Below are 16,075 nucleotides of genomic sequence, written 5' to 3'. Positions count from 1 at the left end.
GATGCGCGATATAGTGTGGAGTCGTGCGATGAGACTGCCTCTGTTTGCTCTGTCGATGGTCTTATGCGGCAGCGCTACCTCAGCCCAGCGCGCGGTGCTCAATGCGCCACCGCTTCCGATCGCGCCTTATGTCCGTGCTGCGCCGCGAGAGATGTTCGTGACTTGGACGGCCCGCAACGTCCGATGCGCTGGTAACCCGATTGCCTTTACGCGGGCTCCGGCGGCAATGCCGGCGATGAGCTGGGGCGGAGCGACATCGCCGATCAAATCGTTCGAGTATCGCTTCACGATCGATGCGAAAGGGCGACCGGGCGGCATCAAGCGACTGTCTTCAGACTATGCGCCGGGTTTCGAGGATCTGAGCCCGGCGCTTGCCGTCAGCCAGTTCGCGGCGGGCGCTCCGCAGGGCGCCTGCAGCCTAACCTTCGTACCCGAGGCTTGGCCGATCGAAGCGGCGCCCGTTCAGTCGGTGATGGCGTATACGCTGTTTCCGCCGCAACCACCGACCGCAGCGATGTGGGCGCGGACCAAGCCGGCCGGATCGACGTGTTTCGATCCCGTTCCGCAGGTCCGCCTGCGCGCTTTCCCCGCGTTCGACGGCCTGCCGAAGCAACCGGGGCAGCGGAGTTGGTCCATGATCGGCTACGATCTCGGCAAGAGCGGCAAGCCGGTTCACCTGAAGCCGGTAGCGGGCAACGGCAATGCTGCATTGGAGGCGGCGTCACTGAAGGCCGTTGCGCAGTCGCGGTTCGCGCCTGGGGCGCGGACGGGGTGCCAATATCCCTATTGGCTCGCCGCCGCCACGTTGCCGCCGCCGCCCACGCCGGAAGAGGCGAGCTTCCGACCAGCTGGCGCGACCTGCCCGGGCGGGGCGCAGTGGGCGGTTCCGCCGACGCTCAACTATCCGCCGAACTTTCGGCGTCGCTCGATCGAGGGCTGGGCGGTCATTGGCTACGACGTCGCGTCATGGGGTGCGACGGGCAACGTCCGGATCCTGGACGCACAGCCGTCCGCGGAGTTCGGCGAAGAGGCTATGCGCATCATCGCCTCCGCCAAGCGCGTACCGTCGTCGGTCGGTTATACCGGCTGCGTCGACCGCGTCCTGTTCAAGATGGGACCGACGACGCGCAGGCCCGGTGGACCGCCGGTCGTCTTCGATCCACCGCAGCCGTCCTATTGATGGCTCAGGCGGCCTTTGCGGGCTTGGTGGCCATGTGAAGATCGGCGAAACCGCTGAAATAGCCGCGTAGCGTCGCGTCTTCTATCGGCGCGATCAGTGCAGCGACCATCGTGGATGGATCGTCCGAGGTCGTGGTGCCGCCGGTATGATAGCCCATCGCCCAGTCGCCGAAACTGCGCTCGGTGATGCTCTGTCGCGCCAGATTCACCATCGCGAAATGCCGCGGATCGCGCTGGATCCGGTCGAATGTCTGCGCGATGGCGAGGTCGGTACCCTCCAGTACCTGAAGGAAGCGCTTGCCGCCGACGACGAGCAACCCGGTGATACCTGCCGCAGCGTTGTTGCGACGGGAGACGCGCAGGATGTCGTCGATCATGTCTTGCGTCACGGTCGTGCGTGCGGTGCTGATGTAAAGAAGTCGCTGCATGGCCAAAACTCTTCGTGGTGTCGAGTCCAGCCTAGTTCGGGTTTGCAAACACGGAGTTAATTGGATGCTAGGCACGATATCGGCGACGGCTCTTGGCAGGCAATCAGCCAAGAGCGATCGACGGGTACGCTTGCGTAACGAGGTGCCGGGGAGCATTTGGGCTGCGCGGGCGTTGACCGTCCGACCCCATAAAGGAGAAACCCCATGGCTTTCGAACTCCCACCGCTGCCGTATGCCTATGACGCGCTCGAGCCGGTGATCGACAAGGAGACGATGCAGTTTCATCATGACAAGCATCATGCCGCGTACACCAACAAGCTGAACGAAGGCGTCGAGAAGGACGCATCGCTGCAGGGAAAGACGATCGAGGAGATCCTGTCGGTGATCTCGTCGCAGCCGCCGCTGGTGCGCAACAATGGTGGCGGCTTCTGGAACCACGACTTCTTCTGGAAGACGATGGCGGTCAAGAGCGGCCAGGCACCGTCGGGCAAGCTGGCCGAGGCGATCGAGCGCGATTTCGGTGGGCTCGACAAGCTGAAGGACGAGTTCAACACCAGGGGTGCTGGGCAGTTCGGCTCGGGCTGGGCATGGCTGATCGCGGACGCGTCGGGCAAGCTGAAGGTGACGAGCACGCCGAACCAGGACAACCCGCTGATGGACGATGCCAAGGAGCCGGGCACGCCGTTGCTGGGTAACGACGTGTGGGAGCACGCTTATTACCTGACGTACAAGAACGACCGTCCGGGCTATCTGAAGGCCTGGTGGGACATCGTGAACTGGGACGTCGTGGGTGAGCGCTACGCCAAGGTTGCTGGCTGAATTAAGACCGTCTGAGATCCTTTACCGCCTGAAGTCCGTCACCCCAGCGAAAGCTGGGGTATCCCCGTTGGTGGTCGTGTCGGCCGAAACGGGGAGATCCCAGCTTTCGCTGGGATGACGGTTTGGGCTCGAATGATGGGCGAGGCTCGGATGACGGGCGAGACTCGGATGACGGGTCAGGCTGGGATGACGGCGATAGGGTCGGATGACCGTATCGGGCGAAGTTACCCTTCGGGCGGCAGGTCGGTGACGGCTTTGTCGCCCGTTTGCAATCCATGCTTCAGCAGCATCGGGATATTGGCGAACGCGAAGACCAGCGTCAGCGGGATCGCGCCCCAGAGCTTGAAGCCGACCCAGAAATCCCAGCCCGCATCCTTGCCCCAATGCGCGAGCGTGTAGCGCCAGACGAATTCGTTGAGCGCCGCCATGAAGATGAAGAAGACGACCCAGTTGCGAGTCAGCTTGTGCCATCCTTCCGCGGTAAGCCCGGGATAGGCGCTTTCCAGCAGCGTCTGGAGCAGGGGGCGCCCGGTGATGAGCCCGAACAGCAGGATAGCGGCGAACATCGCGTAGATGATCGTCGGCTTCATCTGGATGAAGCGCTGGTCGTGGAAATAGATCGTCAGCCCGCCGAACACGACGATCAGCGCGCCCGACAGCCACAGCATCGGTGAGATATGCCCCGCCTTCACCTTCGATACGATCATCGCGGCGACGGTGGCGATGATGAACGCGGTGGTGGCGGCGATCACGCGGACGATCGGCACGCCGGGGGTGAGGAAGTTCACCGCGAAGAAGATCGCGAGCGGGCCGTAGTCGATGGCCATGCGGAGACCGGGGGATAGGGGGGGCTTGGTGAGGGTCACGAGATCAATCCAGAATACCGTTCGTCCTGAGCGTAGTCGAAGGACATGCCACAAACGGGCCGGTCCTTCGACTACGCTCAGGACGAACGGAAAAGAGGGGCGCAGGGCGAACGGAAAACGAGGGCGCAGGGCGAACGGAGGGAGAGATTACTTCCGAACGCTCTCCACCCCTGCGATGATCCGGCTCACCTCGTTCGCATCGAACGGGCGCAAGTCCGTCATGCCCTCGCCGATGCCGATCGCGTGGATCGGGAGGCCGTATTTCTCCGCCGCTGCGACCAGCACGCCGCCGCGTGCGGTACCGTCGAGCTTGGTCATCACGAGGCCAGTGACGCCTGCGACCTCCTTGAAGACCTCGATCTGCTGGAGCGCGTTCTGGCCAGTGGTCGCGTCGAGCACCAGGACGATGTCGTGCGGGCTGTCGGGATTGATGCGGCCCAGCACGCGGCGAATCTTGGCGAGTTCGTCCATCAGCTCGCGCTTGTTCTGGAGGCGGCCGGCGGTGTCGACGATCAGCACGTCGATGCCGGTCTCGGTCGCCTTCTTGACCGCGTCCCACACCACGCCCGCTGCGTCGCCGCCCTCGGGGCCGGTGACGATCGGCACGCCGACGCGCTCGGCCCAAGTGCGGAGCTGGCCGATCGCGGCGGCGCGGAAGGTATCGCCTGCGGCCAGCATCACGCCGTAATCCTGCTCCATCAATAGATGCGCGAGCTTGGCGATGGTGGTGGTCTTGCCCGATCCGTTGACGCCGATGACGAGGATCACCTGCGGCCGCGGGAACGCGTCGATCTCGATCGGCTTGGCGACCTTGGCGAGCACCTTCTCGACCTCTTCCGCGACGATCACGCGGATGCCGAGCTCTTCCATGTTGCGTTCGAAGCTGCCGTCGGCGAGGCGGCCACGGATGCGACCGGCGGTCTCGGGGCCCAGATCGGAGGCGATCAGCGCTTCCTCGATGTCGTCGAGCGTCGCATTGTCGAGCCGCGCGCCGCCGAGACCGGCGAGGTTGCCGACGAGCCGGTCGGAGGTGCGCTTGAAGCCGCCGATCAGCTTGTCGTGCCAGGTTGGGGTGGTGCTCATGATGGTTCTCGTGTTGCGCTGAGGCGGTCGGACGTTGCGCCGGTGATCGTAATGCGGACGATGTCGCCGGGTATGGCGGGTTCGTCCAGTGCCACTTCGGCGAAATTGCCGATATGGCCGCGGTCGCCGGGTCGTTCGACGAGCATGTCTTGGCGCGTGCCGACGAGAGTTCGGAGCCAGTTCGCGCGCGATATTTCGCCGGCGCCGCGAAGGAGGGCGGCGCGGTGGCGGCGGACTTCGGGCTCGACCTGCGGCATGCGGGCGGCGGGGGTGCCGGCGCGCGGCGAATAGGGGAAGATGTGCGGATGGACGATGTGGCAGTCGTCGATCAGCGCGAGCGTGTTGGCGAACATCGCCGCGTCCTCGGTCGGGAAGCCGGCGATCAGGTCTGCGCCGATCGCGATGTCGGGGCGCGCGGTTATGAGACGGTCAACGAGTGCGACGCTTTCGGCGCGCGAGTGGCGGCGCTTCATCCGTTTGAGGATCATGTCGTCGCCGGCCTGGAGCGAGAGGTGAACGTGCGGCATGATCCGCGCTTCGGTCGTCAGCAGTGTAAAGAGGCGGTCGTCGATCTCGATACCGTCGAGCGAGGATAGGCGCAGGCGTTCGAGTTTCGAGACGTGACGCAGGATGCGTTCGACGAGATGGCCGAGCGTCGGCGCGCCGGGGAGGTCGGGGCCGTAGCTGGTGAGGTCGACGCCGGTCAGGACGATCTCACGGTGGCCCGCATCGACGAGGCCGGCGATCCGGTCGACGACCGCGCCGGCGGGGACCGAGCGGCTCGGGCCGCGGCCGAACGGGATCGCGCAGAAGGTGCAGCGGTGGTCGCAGCCGTTCTGGACCTCGACGAACGCTCTAGCGTGGGCGGAGAAGCTGGCGGAGAGATGGAGGGCGGTCTCGCGAACCTGCATGATGTCGGAGACGACGACCGCGGTATCGGTAGTCCAAGCTTGCGACATGAGCTTGTCGGCGTTGCCGATGACGCGGTCGACTTCGGGCATCGCGGCGAAGCTGGCCGGATCGATCTGCGCGGCGCACCCGGTGACGACGATCTGTGCTTCGGGGCGGTCGCGCTTGGCGCGGCGGATGGCGACGCGCGTTGCCTTCACGGCGGCGTTGGTGACCGCGCAACTGTTGACCACGACCATGTCCCGCCCGGCGACGAGCGCGCGGATGGTCTCGCTCTCGGCGATGTTGAGGCGGCAGCCGAGGCTGATGACCTCTGGCGCGGGGGCGGGTGACATGCGCGCGATTTAGGAGCGGCGGGAGGCGAAGTCCACGGTTTGCGGTTTAGCGGGCCGCGTTCCGTTATCAATGGCTGCGTGCATCACTGCACGAGTAACCACCCCGGCGGAGGCCGGGAACTAGTTGGGGGACGGGAATGACAACGCGGTGCGCGTCGTTACTGTTACCTTTCTAGCTCGGTGCCGGCCTTCGCCAGGATGGTGCTCTGGAAGGGGTGAGGTGGGCACGTAAAGCTACCGCTTCCAGTCAGCCCGCCAAACGCGGCGCAATTCCGCGCGGCGGGGGCGCATCGCGGTCGGGGCGCTGTGCCAGAAGGCGCTTCTCGGCCAGCAACCGACGAACCTCAGCCGCACCCAGCGGCCGCCCATAGAGATAGCCCTGACCCTTGGTGCAGCCGATACCCCGCAACCGGTCCTCGATCGCCGCGGTTTCGATGCCTTCAGCAGTGGTGGGCAGGTTGAGGCTGTCACCTAGGCGCGCAATAGTGTTGACGATCGCCATGCTTTCCGGATTGTCGAGGATCGATGCGACGAAGCTCTTGTCGATCTTGATCCGGTCGAACGGCAGTGCCCGCAGATGCGCCAAACTCGAATAGCCGGTGCCGAAGTCGTCGAGCGCCAAGCGGATGCCCTGATTCTTGAGACTACCCACGATCGACTGGGCCAGCGGGACATTGTCGAACAGCGCACTCTCGGTAATCTCGATCTCAAGCCGGCTGGCGGGGAAACCGGTCTCGACGAGCGTCTTTATGATCTTCTGAGGCAGCCAGGCATCACGGAGTTGCAACGGCGAGATGTTGACCGACAGCGTCAATCCGGCGTCCCAGTCGCGTGCGGCGGCGAACGCCTGTCGCATCATGGAAAGCGACAGGTCGCCGATCAGGCCGATCTCTTCGGCGATCGGAATGAAGACATCGGGCGCGATCGTGCCGCGCGTCGGATGCTCCCACCGCGCGAGCACCTCGAAGCCGGTGATCCGACCGGTATTGAGATCGACCTGCTGCTCGAAATACGGGACGATTTCATTGTGGGGAATCGCGCTGCGCAATCCGGCTTCGAGTTCCCCGCGCAGTTGCAACGAACGTTCCATTGCGTGGTCGAACCACGCATGCCGATTGCGGCCGGCCGACTTCGCGGCGTGAAGCGCGATATCCGACGTGCGCAACAAGGCGTCGATCGAGGTACAATCCAGGTCGGAGCGGGCTATGCCGATCGACGTGCCGACATGGATCTCGGTACCGTTGGTCACGAACGGCTGGGCAAGGCCGGCAAGAAGGCGTTCGGCCAGTCGGTCGACGACGCGCGGTTGCGAGGAGTCGAAGACGAAGGCGCAGGCGAACTCATCTGCGCCAAGCCGCGAAAGCAGGCTTGAACTCGGCATGATCTCGCCAATCGTCTTGGCAACGTGTGCAAGCAGCAGATCGCCGGCGGCATAGCCGTGCATGTCGTTGACGGTCTTGAAGTGGTCGAGGTCGATGTTGAGCAAGGCCATTGTCTTGCCGCGGCGGCGCGCGCCGTTGAAGAGAACCGCGCCTTGCTCGATCAGGCTCCGGCGATTGAGGAAGCCGGTCAGCGGATCGTGCTGCAACAGGGCATTCGCGCGTCGGCCGGCATTGGTGAGCTGGGTGAGTTCGTCGGCGAGGCCGCGATAGCGAAACCAGCCGAACAGAATCAACGCGACGTTCAGCAGCATCACGGCGACCAATGTGCGGTCGACGATCTCATGACCGCCATTGAGGCGCTCCATGGCCTTGAGCAAGACCGTACCGCCGGTGCCGACGAACAACAGCACGGCGCCGCCGGTGACGGCACCGGTCATGAATTCGCGGCTGATATGGCGGAGCGAACGAGTCGCCGCCAGTGGAATGGGCATTGCCTGTTAGCCTGTACGGTCGTTGATCGACCGGGTTTGCCCGAAAGAAATGTAGGAGGCGTTAAAACCATTATGAATTCGAGGCGATATTAGTCGTCATCGCGGCCGCATGTGGCGCAGTGGGAGAGCGAATATCAGTCGCGACCCACGAAGATCCCGTCCGCGTCAGCGGTCAGTTGCCGGCAAGGTGCGATCAGCTTGCGTTCGGGTTGGCATTCCAGTAGGTGGCGCCCCACGTTCCGTTACGGAGCGCATTGGACGAGCATCCAAGGATGCACGCTGGCCGGCGAGGTTTCGCCCGCCGGCGCTTTTGCGTTTGGTAACGGTGTATGGGAGTATTTCGATGTTCGAAAGCCTGAGCGATCGACTTGGCGGCGTCTTCGACCGCCTTCGCGGCCGGGGTGCGCTGACCGAAGCGGACGTGCGCGCGGCGATGCGCGAAGTGCGCGTCGCGCTGCTCGAAGCCGACGTCGCGCTGCCCGTGGCGCGCGAGTTCGTCGAGAAGGCGACCGAGAAGGCGATCGGCCAGAACGTCCTGCGCTCGGTCACGCCGGGGCAGCAGGTCGTCAAGATCGTCAGCGATGCGCTGGTCGAGATGCTCGGCTCGGATGCCGTCGAGCTCGAGCTGGGCGTCACGCCGCCGGCGGTCATCATGATGGTCGGCCTCCAGGGCTCGGGCAAGACGACCACCACCGCCAAGATCGCCAAGCGTCTGGCGGCGGGGCAGGCCAATTTCGGACAGGCCGGTCGCGAGCGTAAGAAGGTGCTGATGGCGTCGCTCGACGTCAATCGCCCGAACGCGCAGGAGCAGCTGGCGACGCTCGGTACGCAGATCGACGTCGCGACGCTGCCGATCGTGGCTGGCCAGCAGCCGGTCGATATCGCTCGGCGCGCGATGCAGGCGGCCAAGCTCCAGGGCTATGACGTCCTGATGCTCGACACCGCGGGTCGTTTGCATGTCGACCAGGCGTTGATGGACGAGATGAAGGCGGTTGCCGACGTCGCGAACCCGGCCGAGATCCTGCTGGTCGTCGACTCGCTGACCGGCCAGGACGCGGTCAACGTCGCGCAGAACTTCAGCGATCAGGTGCCGCTGACGGGTATCGTGCTGACCCGCATGGACGGCGATGCCCGCGGCGGCGCGGCGTTGTCGATGCGCGCGGTCACTGGCAAGCCGATCAAGTTTGCGGGTACCGGCGAGAAGCTGGACGCGCTCGAGGCGTTCCATCCGGAGCGTGTTGCTGGGCGTATTCTCGGCATGGGCGACGTCGTCAGCCTGGTCGAGCGCGCCGCGGAGTCGATCCAGGCCGAAGACGCCGAGCGCATGGCCGCCAAGATGGCCAAGGGTCAGTTCGACATGAACGACCTGCGCGCCCAGCTGGCGCAGATGCAGCGGATGGGCGGGCTCGGCGCGCTGGCGGGGATGATTCCCGGCATGAAGAAGGCGCAGGGCGCGGTTGCGTCGGTCGGTGGCGAAAAGGTGCTGGTGCACATGGACGCGATGATCGGCTCGATGACGATTAAGGAGCGCAACAAGCCCGAACTGATCAACGCCAAGCGCAAGATCCGCATCGCCAAGGGCTCCGGGACAACCGTCCAGGAGGTCAACAAGCTGCTCAAGATGCACCTCGAAATGTCGACCGCCATGAAGAAGATCAAGAAGATGGGCGGCATGAAGGGCATGATGGCGATGCTCGGCAAGGGCGGCCTTGGGGGCGGCCTTGGCGGGATCGGCAATGCGATCGGCGGGCCGCAGATGGGCGACATGCTCAACAAGGCTGGTGCCGGTGGCCTGCCGGGCGGCGGCGGCATGTCTGGCGGGGGGCTGCCGGGGCTTGGTGGCCCCAAGATGCCGCAGATGCCTGCCGGTTTCGACGATTTTCTGAAGAAGAAATAACCAACCCCCAACCTAACCGTCATCCCAGCGAAAGCTGGGATCTCCCGGTGAGGGCGAGGGACCTGACAACCACAAGACCCCAGCTTTCGCCGGGGTGACGTTTAAATCCAGAAGGAAAATATCATGGCAATCAACATTCGCCTCGCGCGCGGTGGCTCCAAGAAGCGTCCGTATTACAAGATCGTCGTTGCCGACGCGCGCAGCCCGCGTGACGGCCGCTTCATCGAGAAGATCGGCAACTACAACCCGCTCCTCGCCAAGGACAACGAGCAGCGCGTGCAGCTCGACGCCGACCGCGCGAAGCATTGGCTGAGCGTCGGCGCGCAGCCGACCGACCGCGTCGCGCGCTTCCTCGACCAGGCTGGCGTGCTCGAGCGTTCGGCCCGCAACAACCCGAACAAGGGCAAGCCCGGCGAAAAGGCCACCGAGCGCGCTGAAGAGCGTGCGACCAAGGCGGCTGAAGCTGCTGAGGCGGAAGCTGCTGCGAAGGCTGCACCTGCTACGGGCAGCAACGAAGAGACCGAGCAGGTCGCTGCTGCCGAAATCGAAGACGCCACCAGCGCTTCGTAAAATCTGGGGGCGGGGCTTGATTGCTCCGCCCTTTCTTCGTCATGCCGGAACACCTCCGGTGTGACGGCGGGCGGGAGGCATCTCCCGCGCCGACCACGGGTCGCCGACCGCACCCGATCGGCCGTTCGTGCGTTGTTTTTCGGTAACCCCGAACAGGAGCGCATGATGGCCCCCGAAACCGACCCCCGCACAGCCCCCGCACCCGAGGACATCGAAGATGCCACCAACCAAGGCGTCTCCGCCGACGACCCCGCCGAAGGCTCCGACGACACTCCCGGTCGCGATGAAGGCTCCGCGCAAGGCTGATGTCACGCTCGCCGTCGTCATCGGTGCGCACGGCATCGGTGGCGAAGTGCGGCTGAAGGTCTTCGCCGAGAATTTCGGCAACTATAAGAGCTTCAACAACGGTGCGCTGTCGCTGAAATCCGCCCGCAACGGCAACAACGGCATGATCGCGCGCTTCGCCGAGGTCGCGGATCGCAACGCCGCCGAGGCGATGCGCGGAACCGAACTGACGGTGCCGCGGTCCTCACTGCCTCCGCTGGCAGACGACGAATATTATCACACCGATCTGATTGGGCTCGACGTTGTCTCGACGGATGGCGAGGCGATTGGCCGCGTGGTCGCGATCGATAATTTCGGTGCGGGCGACGTGATCGAGATCGAACGCCTTCCGGTGGACGAGAAGCCCGGCAAGCGCTTTATGGTGCCGATGCGCGTCGAGGCGGTGCCGGAGTGGAATGCAGAGCGGCTAGTCGTGGAATCGTCTTTCACCGTCGAGTAGACCGGAACTAGCGTTCCAATGTTCTCCCGCGAAGGCGGGAGCCCAGTCTGGGCCCCCACCTTCGCGGGAGAACAAGTAGAGTAGCGACTACCGACGTAAAGGCCGTTGCTCGGCGAGCATGTTGCGGATCGTCGTTGCGGCGACGCCTGCCTCACCCATCGCGTGGCTGATCTGGTCCAAGCCCTTCACGACATCGCCGGCGGCGAATAACCCGGGGATTGATGTGCGCTGATGCGAGTCGACCTCCAAGCAGCCATCGTCCGAGGCACGCGCGCCAGCAGCGACCGCCAGTTCGGAGCGGATGACCGATCCGAGCGCCGGATAGATGCTGTCGAACGACAATCGCCCCTCGACCGTGTCTAGCGCGAGCTTGTCGCCCTCGATCGCATAGCCGCCGCATGGCCCCCCAACGCGGACGATCCCGGCTTCATCGAGCGCCGCATCGCATGCCGGATCGAGATCGTGGCTCCCCTCGGGCGCGATCAGCGTTACGTCCTTTGTGTAACCGCGCAGGAACAGCGCCTCGCGCATGCCGTGGTCGCCGGTGCCGATTATGCCGACGCGCTTGTCGGTGACTTCGTAGCCGTCGCAGATCGGGCAGTAGCGGAGCAACCCCGCCTCCAGCGCTTCGTCGTGGATGGCGTCGGGCATGTTCGGACGGTTGTTCACGACTCCGGTGGCGAGCAGCACGCTAGGGGCTCGCGCGCGGCGATCGCCGAGTCGTACGGTGAAGCCGTCGTCGTCCACCTCGATCGCGTCTACCCGCACACCCTCGCGGACTGCGCCATAGGTTTCCGCCTGCGCCAGCATACGGGCGAGAAGGTCCGTGCCGCGGATGCCTTCGGGATAGCCGGCATGGTTGTGCGTGCACGGGATCAGCGCGGCGCGGCTGCTGCCGCAATCGAACAGGCGGATCGAGAGGTGGAAGCGCGCGAGATAGATCGCCGCGGTGAGGCCTGCCGGGCCGGCGCCGATGATGATGCAATCGTCCATTCGCCGCGAGCGTTTCGCCAGCGTAATTGTTCCACCGCGCCGATCCGTATAGGTGCTGGGCGCATTCGGCGCCGCACGCTGGCGCAAACGCATAGAGAATTGGACGCTGTGACTTTCGCTGCCACGATATTGACGCTGTATCCGGAGATGTTTCCGGGGCCGCTGGGGACGTCGCTTGCGGGCCGCGCGCTGGGGGAGGGGCGGTGGTCCTGCTCGCCGGTGCAGATCCGGGACTTTGCGACGGACAAGCACAAGTCGGTGGACCACACGCCGGCGGGGGGCGGCGCTGGGATGGTGCTCCGTGCCGACGTCGTAGCCTCGGCGATCGATAGCGTTGCCGATGGGCGGCCGGTGCTGGCCATGACTCCTCGGGGGAAGCCTCTCACGCAGGAGCGGGTTCGCGAACTCGCGCAGGGCCCCGGCGTCACCATTCTCTGTGGCCGGTTCGAGGGGTTCGACGAACGGCTGTTCGAGGCGCGGGAGATCGAGGAGGTCTCGATCGGCGACTACATCCTGTCGGGCGGCGAGATGGGGGCGCTGGTGCTGCTCGATGCTTGCATTCGGCTGCTGCCCGGCGTAATGGGCGCGGCTTCTAGTGGGGATGACGAGAGCTTCGAAACGGGGCTGCTCGAATATCCGCATTATACCCGACCTCAGGAATGGGAAGGGCGCACGATCCCGCAGGTGCTGCGATCGGGGGATCATGCGAAGATCGCTGCATGGCGCAAACGCCGCGCGGAGATCGATACACGGTCACGGCGACCGGACCTTTGGGAGCGCCATGAGGGCGTTCGGGTCCAGTCGCCCTCTGGCGCGCAGCGACACGAGGACGAGACATGAACCTGTTGCAGACGATCGAAGCCGAGAACATCGCGAAGTTCCTGGCCAACAAGACGATCCCCGATTTCCGCCCCGGCGACACGCTGAAGGTCGGCGTGAAGGTCGTCGAAGGCGAGCGCACGCGTATTCAGAACTACGAGGGCGTGTGCATCGCGCGCTCGAACAAGGGAATGGGCTCGAACTTCACCGTGCGTAAGATGAGCTTCGGCGAGGGCGTCGAGCGCGTCTTTCCGCTCTACTCGCCGAACGTCGATTCGATCGAAGTCGTCCGCAAGGGCGCCGTGCGTCGCGCCAAGCTGTATTACCTGCGTGGCCGCACCGGCAAGGCAGCGCGTATCGCCGAGCGTCGCGACATGCGCCCTGCAAAGGGCACCGCAGCCGCCGAGTAATCGGAGCCTGTTCGAGTTGAAGAAGGGCGCGGGGGCGATGGTCCCCGCGCCCTTTTTCGTTGTGCGCCTGAAATCAGTGTTTTGCGCCGATGCTGCAGTGCGGAAGTGCACGAAGTTCACAGTCTCACAGCGTTCTGCACATCGCCTGATATGGGGGTCGATAGGGGCGTTCTGGGCCGAGGGTGATGCATGCGGGATAGGGGCGGGGTTGGGCATCCGCTGAAGGTGCGCTCCGAGGCGCGTGTAGGACAGCGGATTGGCGCGTCGGCCAGCGGCGGTGGTGGTGTTTGCACGCTTGCCCAGTCCTTCAGAGCATGGGGGAGGTTATTCGGTCGGACAGGGACGCGCTTCCTTTGCAGGCGCGACTTGCGCTTCCTTGTTCTCCCGCGAAGGCGGGAGCCCAGTCTGGGTCCCCGCCTTCGCGGGGAAACACGTCTTGCTGGCGGATCGGGATCGCCTCTGTCTGGACCGCACGAGGCCTTGCCACATATAGCGCGCTCGCGTGGACATGCCCCACCCCGACCCTCCCCTGAAGGGGAGGGAGTTTTCGTCGTGGCACCATGCAATTTCGGCGCGTCACGCAACGCACTCCCCTCGCGGGCGGGGAACGCTATCCTCGGGACTTATGATCACATTGCGCCACGGAGCGCAGCTCAAGGACTGGATTCACGCGAAGGCGCTAAGGCGCGAAGAGAAGACCGGGCAAGTGCGCTAAATAAGCTGCTTCTCTTTGCGCCTTAGCGCCTTCGCGTGAACATGCCCTTCTCCGTCATCCTGACGAAAGTCAGGACCCAGGATCCCAAACGCCGCGCTGCTTGGCTCTGGGTCCTGACTTTCGTCAGGATGACGGCGTGGGTGGGGAGGCGTTCCGCTCGCAGTCGCGAACGCTGCGCAGCTGATGGGCGTGCATTATGAGCGCCCGCGCCGCAGGTGGCCCCCACGCACCCGTCAGCCCGCCTCAAGCCCCCGTCAGGCGTCGCGCCACGTGCCGGGCGCCAGACCCGCCAGGGTCCAGTCGCCGATGCTCCACCGGACCAGCCGCAGCGTGGGGTGGTCTATCGCGGCGGTCATGCGGCGGACTTGCCGGTTGCGGCCTTCGCGGATCGTTATCTTCAGCCAGCAATCGGGGATGCTCGCGCGGACCCGGATCGGCGGCACGCGCGGCCAGAGGTCAGGCGCGGCGATCCGCTCGACCTCGGCGCGGGCAGGGCCGTCCTTCAGCAGTACGCCGCCGCGCAACCGATCGAGCGCGTCCTCGCCGGCATCGCCCTCGACCTGCACGAGATAGGTCTTGGCCAGCTTGAACTTCGGGTCCGCGATCCGCGCCTGGAGGCGGCCGTCGTCGGTCAGCAGCAACAGCCCCTCGCTATCGCGGTCGAGCCGCCCCGCCGGATAGACGCCCGGCACATCGACGAACTGCGACAGCGTCGCGCGCGGGGTCGGACTGTTCACGTCGGTGAACTGGCTGAGCACGTCGTACGGTTTGTTGAACAGGATTACCCGGGGCATGTCAGGGCTTTATTGCGCTGCTTGACCACTGCCAAGTATGGTCTTCCAGGTACGTTTGCTCACCGTTATAAGATATAAATCCGTTAATTGTTTTGCTGAGCGCAGGTTCGCTAGTGAGGTCTCATTTGGATCGCCTTCGAGGGTCAGCACCTTGAACATCTGATTTCTGTCTTCTTCGGCTTTGATAATGGGTTCAAAAGCTTTCGTATAGCAGGCCCGAAAGTCTTCGTCTTTTCCATTCCAGTTTTCATATTTTGCGAAGGCACCAGCTAGGCTTCCAGTAAAGGCTCGCCGAGCGGTCGTATCAAAATCATAGAAGATGTCTGATTTTGCCATCAAAGCAAGGCCGTCGTAGTACGGACGAAAGATCGACTGAGCATCCTCCTCGGACAAGGGGGCGAACGCCATCATGCAGCGGGTAGCATGGTCAATATGTTCATCGGTAAGAGCCACCGCCTTGGAGTCGTCCCAAAAACTGCATTTCGGTTCGAAATCTATTCGCCGATTATTCTCAAGGTCTCGGACTTCGTCAAACATACGGCGCTCAAAGCCCGATTGCTGAAACCAAAAATAGCCAATCGAGCCAATATTCAAGCAGGCCGTTACGAGCTTTGCGAGTGATACAGCCCGCGCTGCAAGCGTAGGTAGCGGTAAGTTATCATTGAGATTGACCTGAACCGTAAACTGATTCTTTTTACCGGTCCAAATTAATTGAACTACGTCAATATTTTTGTTCCAGTGCTGAAGAACTTTAGGCCGCAGTGAGTGAGATGACGAGTATACCGTCGTACTCGCGCGCCATTTTGGCTTAGACTTTCCAACGGGAATAGCTGGTTTGGCTAGTTCGGATTGTATAAGTGCCTGTGATTCTTTTTCGTTGCGATCAAATTCTTCACGTGCCCATTCGATCCATTCCCGAGCATTGCCATCAAACTCATTATAGCGATCGACAAAATGCTTGCTGAGCAACTGACCTGCTCGGTCAGCATCTGCCATCGTGTCAAGGAACCAGTTAAGATCTTTATCGGTAGCGCAGTTGAGGGGGTCTGGAGAGCCGCGGGCGCACTCGAGTTCTAAACGTACTTTAGCTAGCGCTAGCGCGTTTGCTGCATCATCCGCCGTCACTACATCGCGCGCTGGGATGTCGGCGATTTCAGCTTTGGGATCAACGTAAAGTGAAGCAAGACGCATTGCGTGCGCGCGCTCAGCAAAGTTACGTGCATTCTCGAAATCTGCAGGATCAATTTTTGTTAATGGCGACCAGATAGCCCACTGAAGTTTGCGTTCATGGTTTCCAAAAGCCTTCGTAAGCCACCCGTCGTCGGCTCTTCCGGCGTTCGCGATCATACCTGCGATCATGCTGGACTTGCCAACTTCTTCGAGCGCTAGCAGGCTCAAATGATACACAATATGGTGAAAACCCGTCGCGACAATGCGTTCGGCTGCGGTCACGAAGCCTTGAGCGTGATCTAAGCAATGTTGCCGGTTGCGAAGTAAGTTTTCACTCATTTCTATCCTTTGCCGAAATCGGGGCATCATTGTGCCCGTTTCAGCAGAAAAAGGGCTGCGGTACATTGCCCGCAGCCCGTCTCTCTGTCAGC

General features: G+C 63.5%; 15 protein-coding genes. 7 read left to right on the top strand and 8 right to left on the bottom strand.

The features are described 5' to 3' along the window. Window positions 1-28: 28 nt before the first annotated feature. Window positions 29-1,180, top strand: a complete 1,152-nt coding sequence (locus SJY41_RS09965; RefSeq protein WP_380781302.1) for an energy transducer TonB — start codon at window positions 29-31, stop codon at window positions 1,178-1,180. Between the two features lie 4 nt (window positions 1,181-1,184). Here the strand turns inward: SJY41_RS09965 and SJY41_RS09960 are convergent, their stop codons facing one another. Next, window positions 1,185-1,607 carry a BLUF domain-containing protein gene (locus tag SJY41_RS09960; protein WP_380781300.1) on the bottom strand — a complete coding sequence of 141 codons (423 nt, stop codon included), beginning with the start codon at window positions 1,605-1,607 and terminating at the stop codon, window positions 1,185-1,187. A gap of 204 nt (window positions 1,608-1,811) precedes the next feature. Here SJY41_RS09960 and SJY41_RS09955 point away from each other — a divergent pair, with 204 nt between their 5' ends. Next, window positions 1,812-2,426, top strand: coding sequence for a superoxide dismutase (locus SJY41_RS09955; protein ID WP_380781298.1), 615 nt, complete (start codon window positions 1,812-1,814; stop codon window positions 2,424-2,426). A 224-nt stretch (window positions 2,427-2,650) separates the two neighbouring features. Here SJY41_RS09955 and ispZ read toward each other — a convergent pair whose 3' ends face one another. The 4 genes from ispZ to SJY41_RS09935 form a co-directional block, all read right to left on the bottom strand. Next, window positions 2,651-3,253 carry a septation protein IspZ gene (gene ispZ, locus SJY41_RS09950; RefSeq protein ID WP_380781296.1) on the bottom strand — a complete coding sequence of 201 codons (603 nt, stop codon included), beginning with the start codon at window positions 3,251-3,253 and terminating at the stop codon, window positions 2,651-2,653. 186 nt (window positions 3,254-3,439) lie between these two features. Then, window positions 3,440-4,375, bottom strand: a complete 936-nt coding sequence (gene ftsY / locus SJY41_RS09945; RefSeq protein ID WP_380781294.1) for a signal recognition particle-docking protein FtsY — start codon at window positions 4,373-4,375, stop codon at window positions 3,440-3,442. Continuing rightward, complete coding sequence (gene mtaB, locus SJY41_RS09940; protein ID WP_380781292.1) at window positions 4,372-5,619, bottom strand: tRNA (N(6)-L-threonylcarbamoyladenosine(37)-C(2))-methylthiotransferase MtaB; 1,248 nt, start codon at window positions 5,617-5,619, stop codon at window positions 4,372-4,374. The genes ftsY and mtaB overlap by 4 nt, the downstream gene beginning before the upstream one ends. A gap of 247 nt (window positions 5,620-5,866) precedes the next feature. Then, window positions 5,867-7,492 (bottom strand): putative bifunctional diguanylate cyclase/phosphodiesterase, encoded by a 1,626-nt coding sequence (locus tag SJY41_RS09935; RefSeq protein ID WP_380781290.1) that lies wholly within the window; start codon window positions 7,490-7,492, stop codon window positions 5,867-5,869. 343 nt (window positions 7,493-7,835) lie between these two features. Here SJY41_RS09935 and ffh point away from each other — a divergent pair, with 343 nt between their 5' ends. The 3 genes from ffh to rimM all read left to right on the top strand — a co-directional run bounded on the left by ffh (window position 7,836) and on the right by rimM (window position 10,743). Continuing rightward, the gene (gene ffh / locus SJY41_RS09930) at window positions 7,836-9,389 is read left to right on the top strand and encodes a signal recognition particle protein (protein ID WP_380781288.1); all 1,554 of its coding nucleotides are present in this window, start codon (window positions 7,836-7,838) and stop codon (window positions 9,387-9,389) included. Between the two features lie 123 nt (window positions 9,390-9,512). Further along, entirely contained in the window at window positions 9,513-9,959 is a 447-nt protein-coding gene (rpsP, locus tag SJY41_RS09925; RefSeq protein ID WP_187504196.1) for a 30S ribosomal protein S16, read from the top strand. A gap of 283 nt (window positions 9,960-10,242) precedes the next feature. After that, window positions 10,243-10,743: a ribosome maturation factor RimM gene (gene rimM, locus SJY41_RS09920; protein ID WP_380784103.1), complete on the top strand. Its 501-nt coding sequence runs from the start codon at window positions 10,243-10,245 to the stop codon at window positions 10,741-10,743. Between the two features lie 87 nt (window positions 10,744-10,830). Here rimM and SJY41_RS09915 read toward each other — a convergent pair whose 3' ends face one another. Then, window positions 10,831-11,736, bottom strand: coding sequence for an NAD(P)/FAD-dependent oxidoreductase (locus SJY41_RS09915; protein ID WP_380781286.1), 906 nt, complete (start codon window positions 11,734-11,736; stop codon window positions 10,831-10,833). Window positions 11,737-11,844: 108 nt separating this feature from the next. Between SJY41_RS09915 and trmD the strand changes: the two genes are divergently transcribed. Both trmD and rplS read left to right on the top strand, forming a co-directional pair. Next, window positions 11,845-12,576: a tRNA (guanosine(37)-N1)-methyltransferase TrmD gene (gene trmD / locus SJY41_RS09910; RefSeq protein WP_093399579.1), complete on the top strand. Its 732-nt coding sequence runs from the start codon at window positions 11,845-11,847 to the stop codon at window positions 12,574-12,576. Next, complete coding sequence (gene rplS, locus SJY41_RS09905) at window positions 12,573-12,965, top strand: 50S ribosomal protein L19 (protein ID WP_031395442.1); 393 nt, start codon at window positions 12,573-12,575, stop codon at window positions 12,963-12,965. The genes trmD and rplS overlap by 4 nt, the downstream gene beginning before the upstream one ends. Before the next feature lie 969 nt (window positions 12,966-13,934). On the opposite strand, the gene SJY41_RS09900 is transcribed toward rplS, so the two are convergent. Both SJY41_RS09900 and SJY41_RS09895 read right to left on the bottom strand, forming a co-directional pair. Continuing rightward, a complete protein-coding gene (locus tag SJY41_RS09900; protein WP_380781283.1) occupies window positions 13,935-14,474 on the bottom strand; it encodes a pseudouridine synthase in 540 nt (179 codons plus the stop codon). Window positions 14,475-14,483: 9 nt separating this feature from the next. Then, window positions 14,484-16,049, bottom strand: coding sequence for an AbiV family abortive infection protein (locus tag SJY41_RS09895; protein WP_380781281.1), 1,566 nt, complete (start codon window positions 16,047-16,049; stop codon window positions 14,484-14,486). Between the last annotated feature and the right edge of the window lie 26 nt (window positions 16,050-16,075).

Origin of the sequence: Sphingomonas sp. R86520 (genome assembly GCF_042466285.1) — a bacterium.
Classification (GTDB): domain Bacteria; phylum Pseudomonadota; class Alphaproteobacteria; order Sphingomonadales; family Sphingomonadaceae; genus Sphingomonas.
The sequence above is the reverse complement of the archived record's forward strand: the minus strand, read 5'-3'. Positions and strand labels throughout refer to the sequence as shown.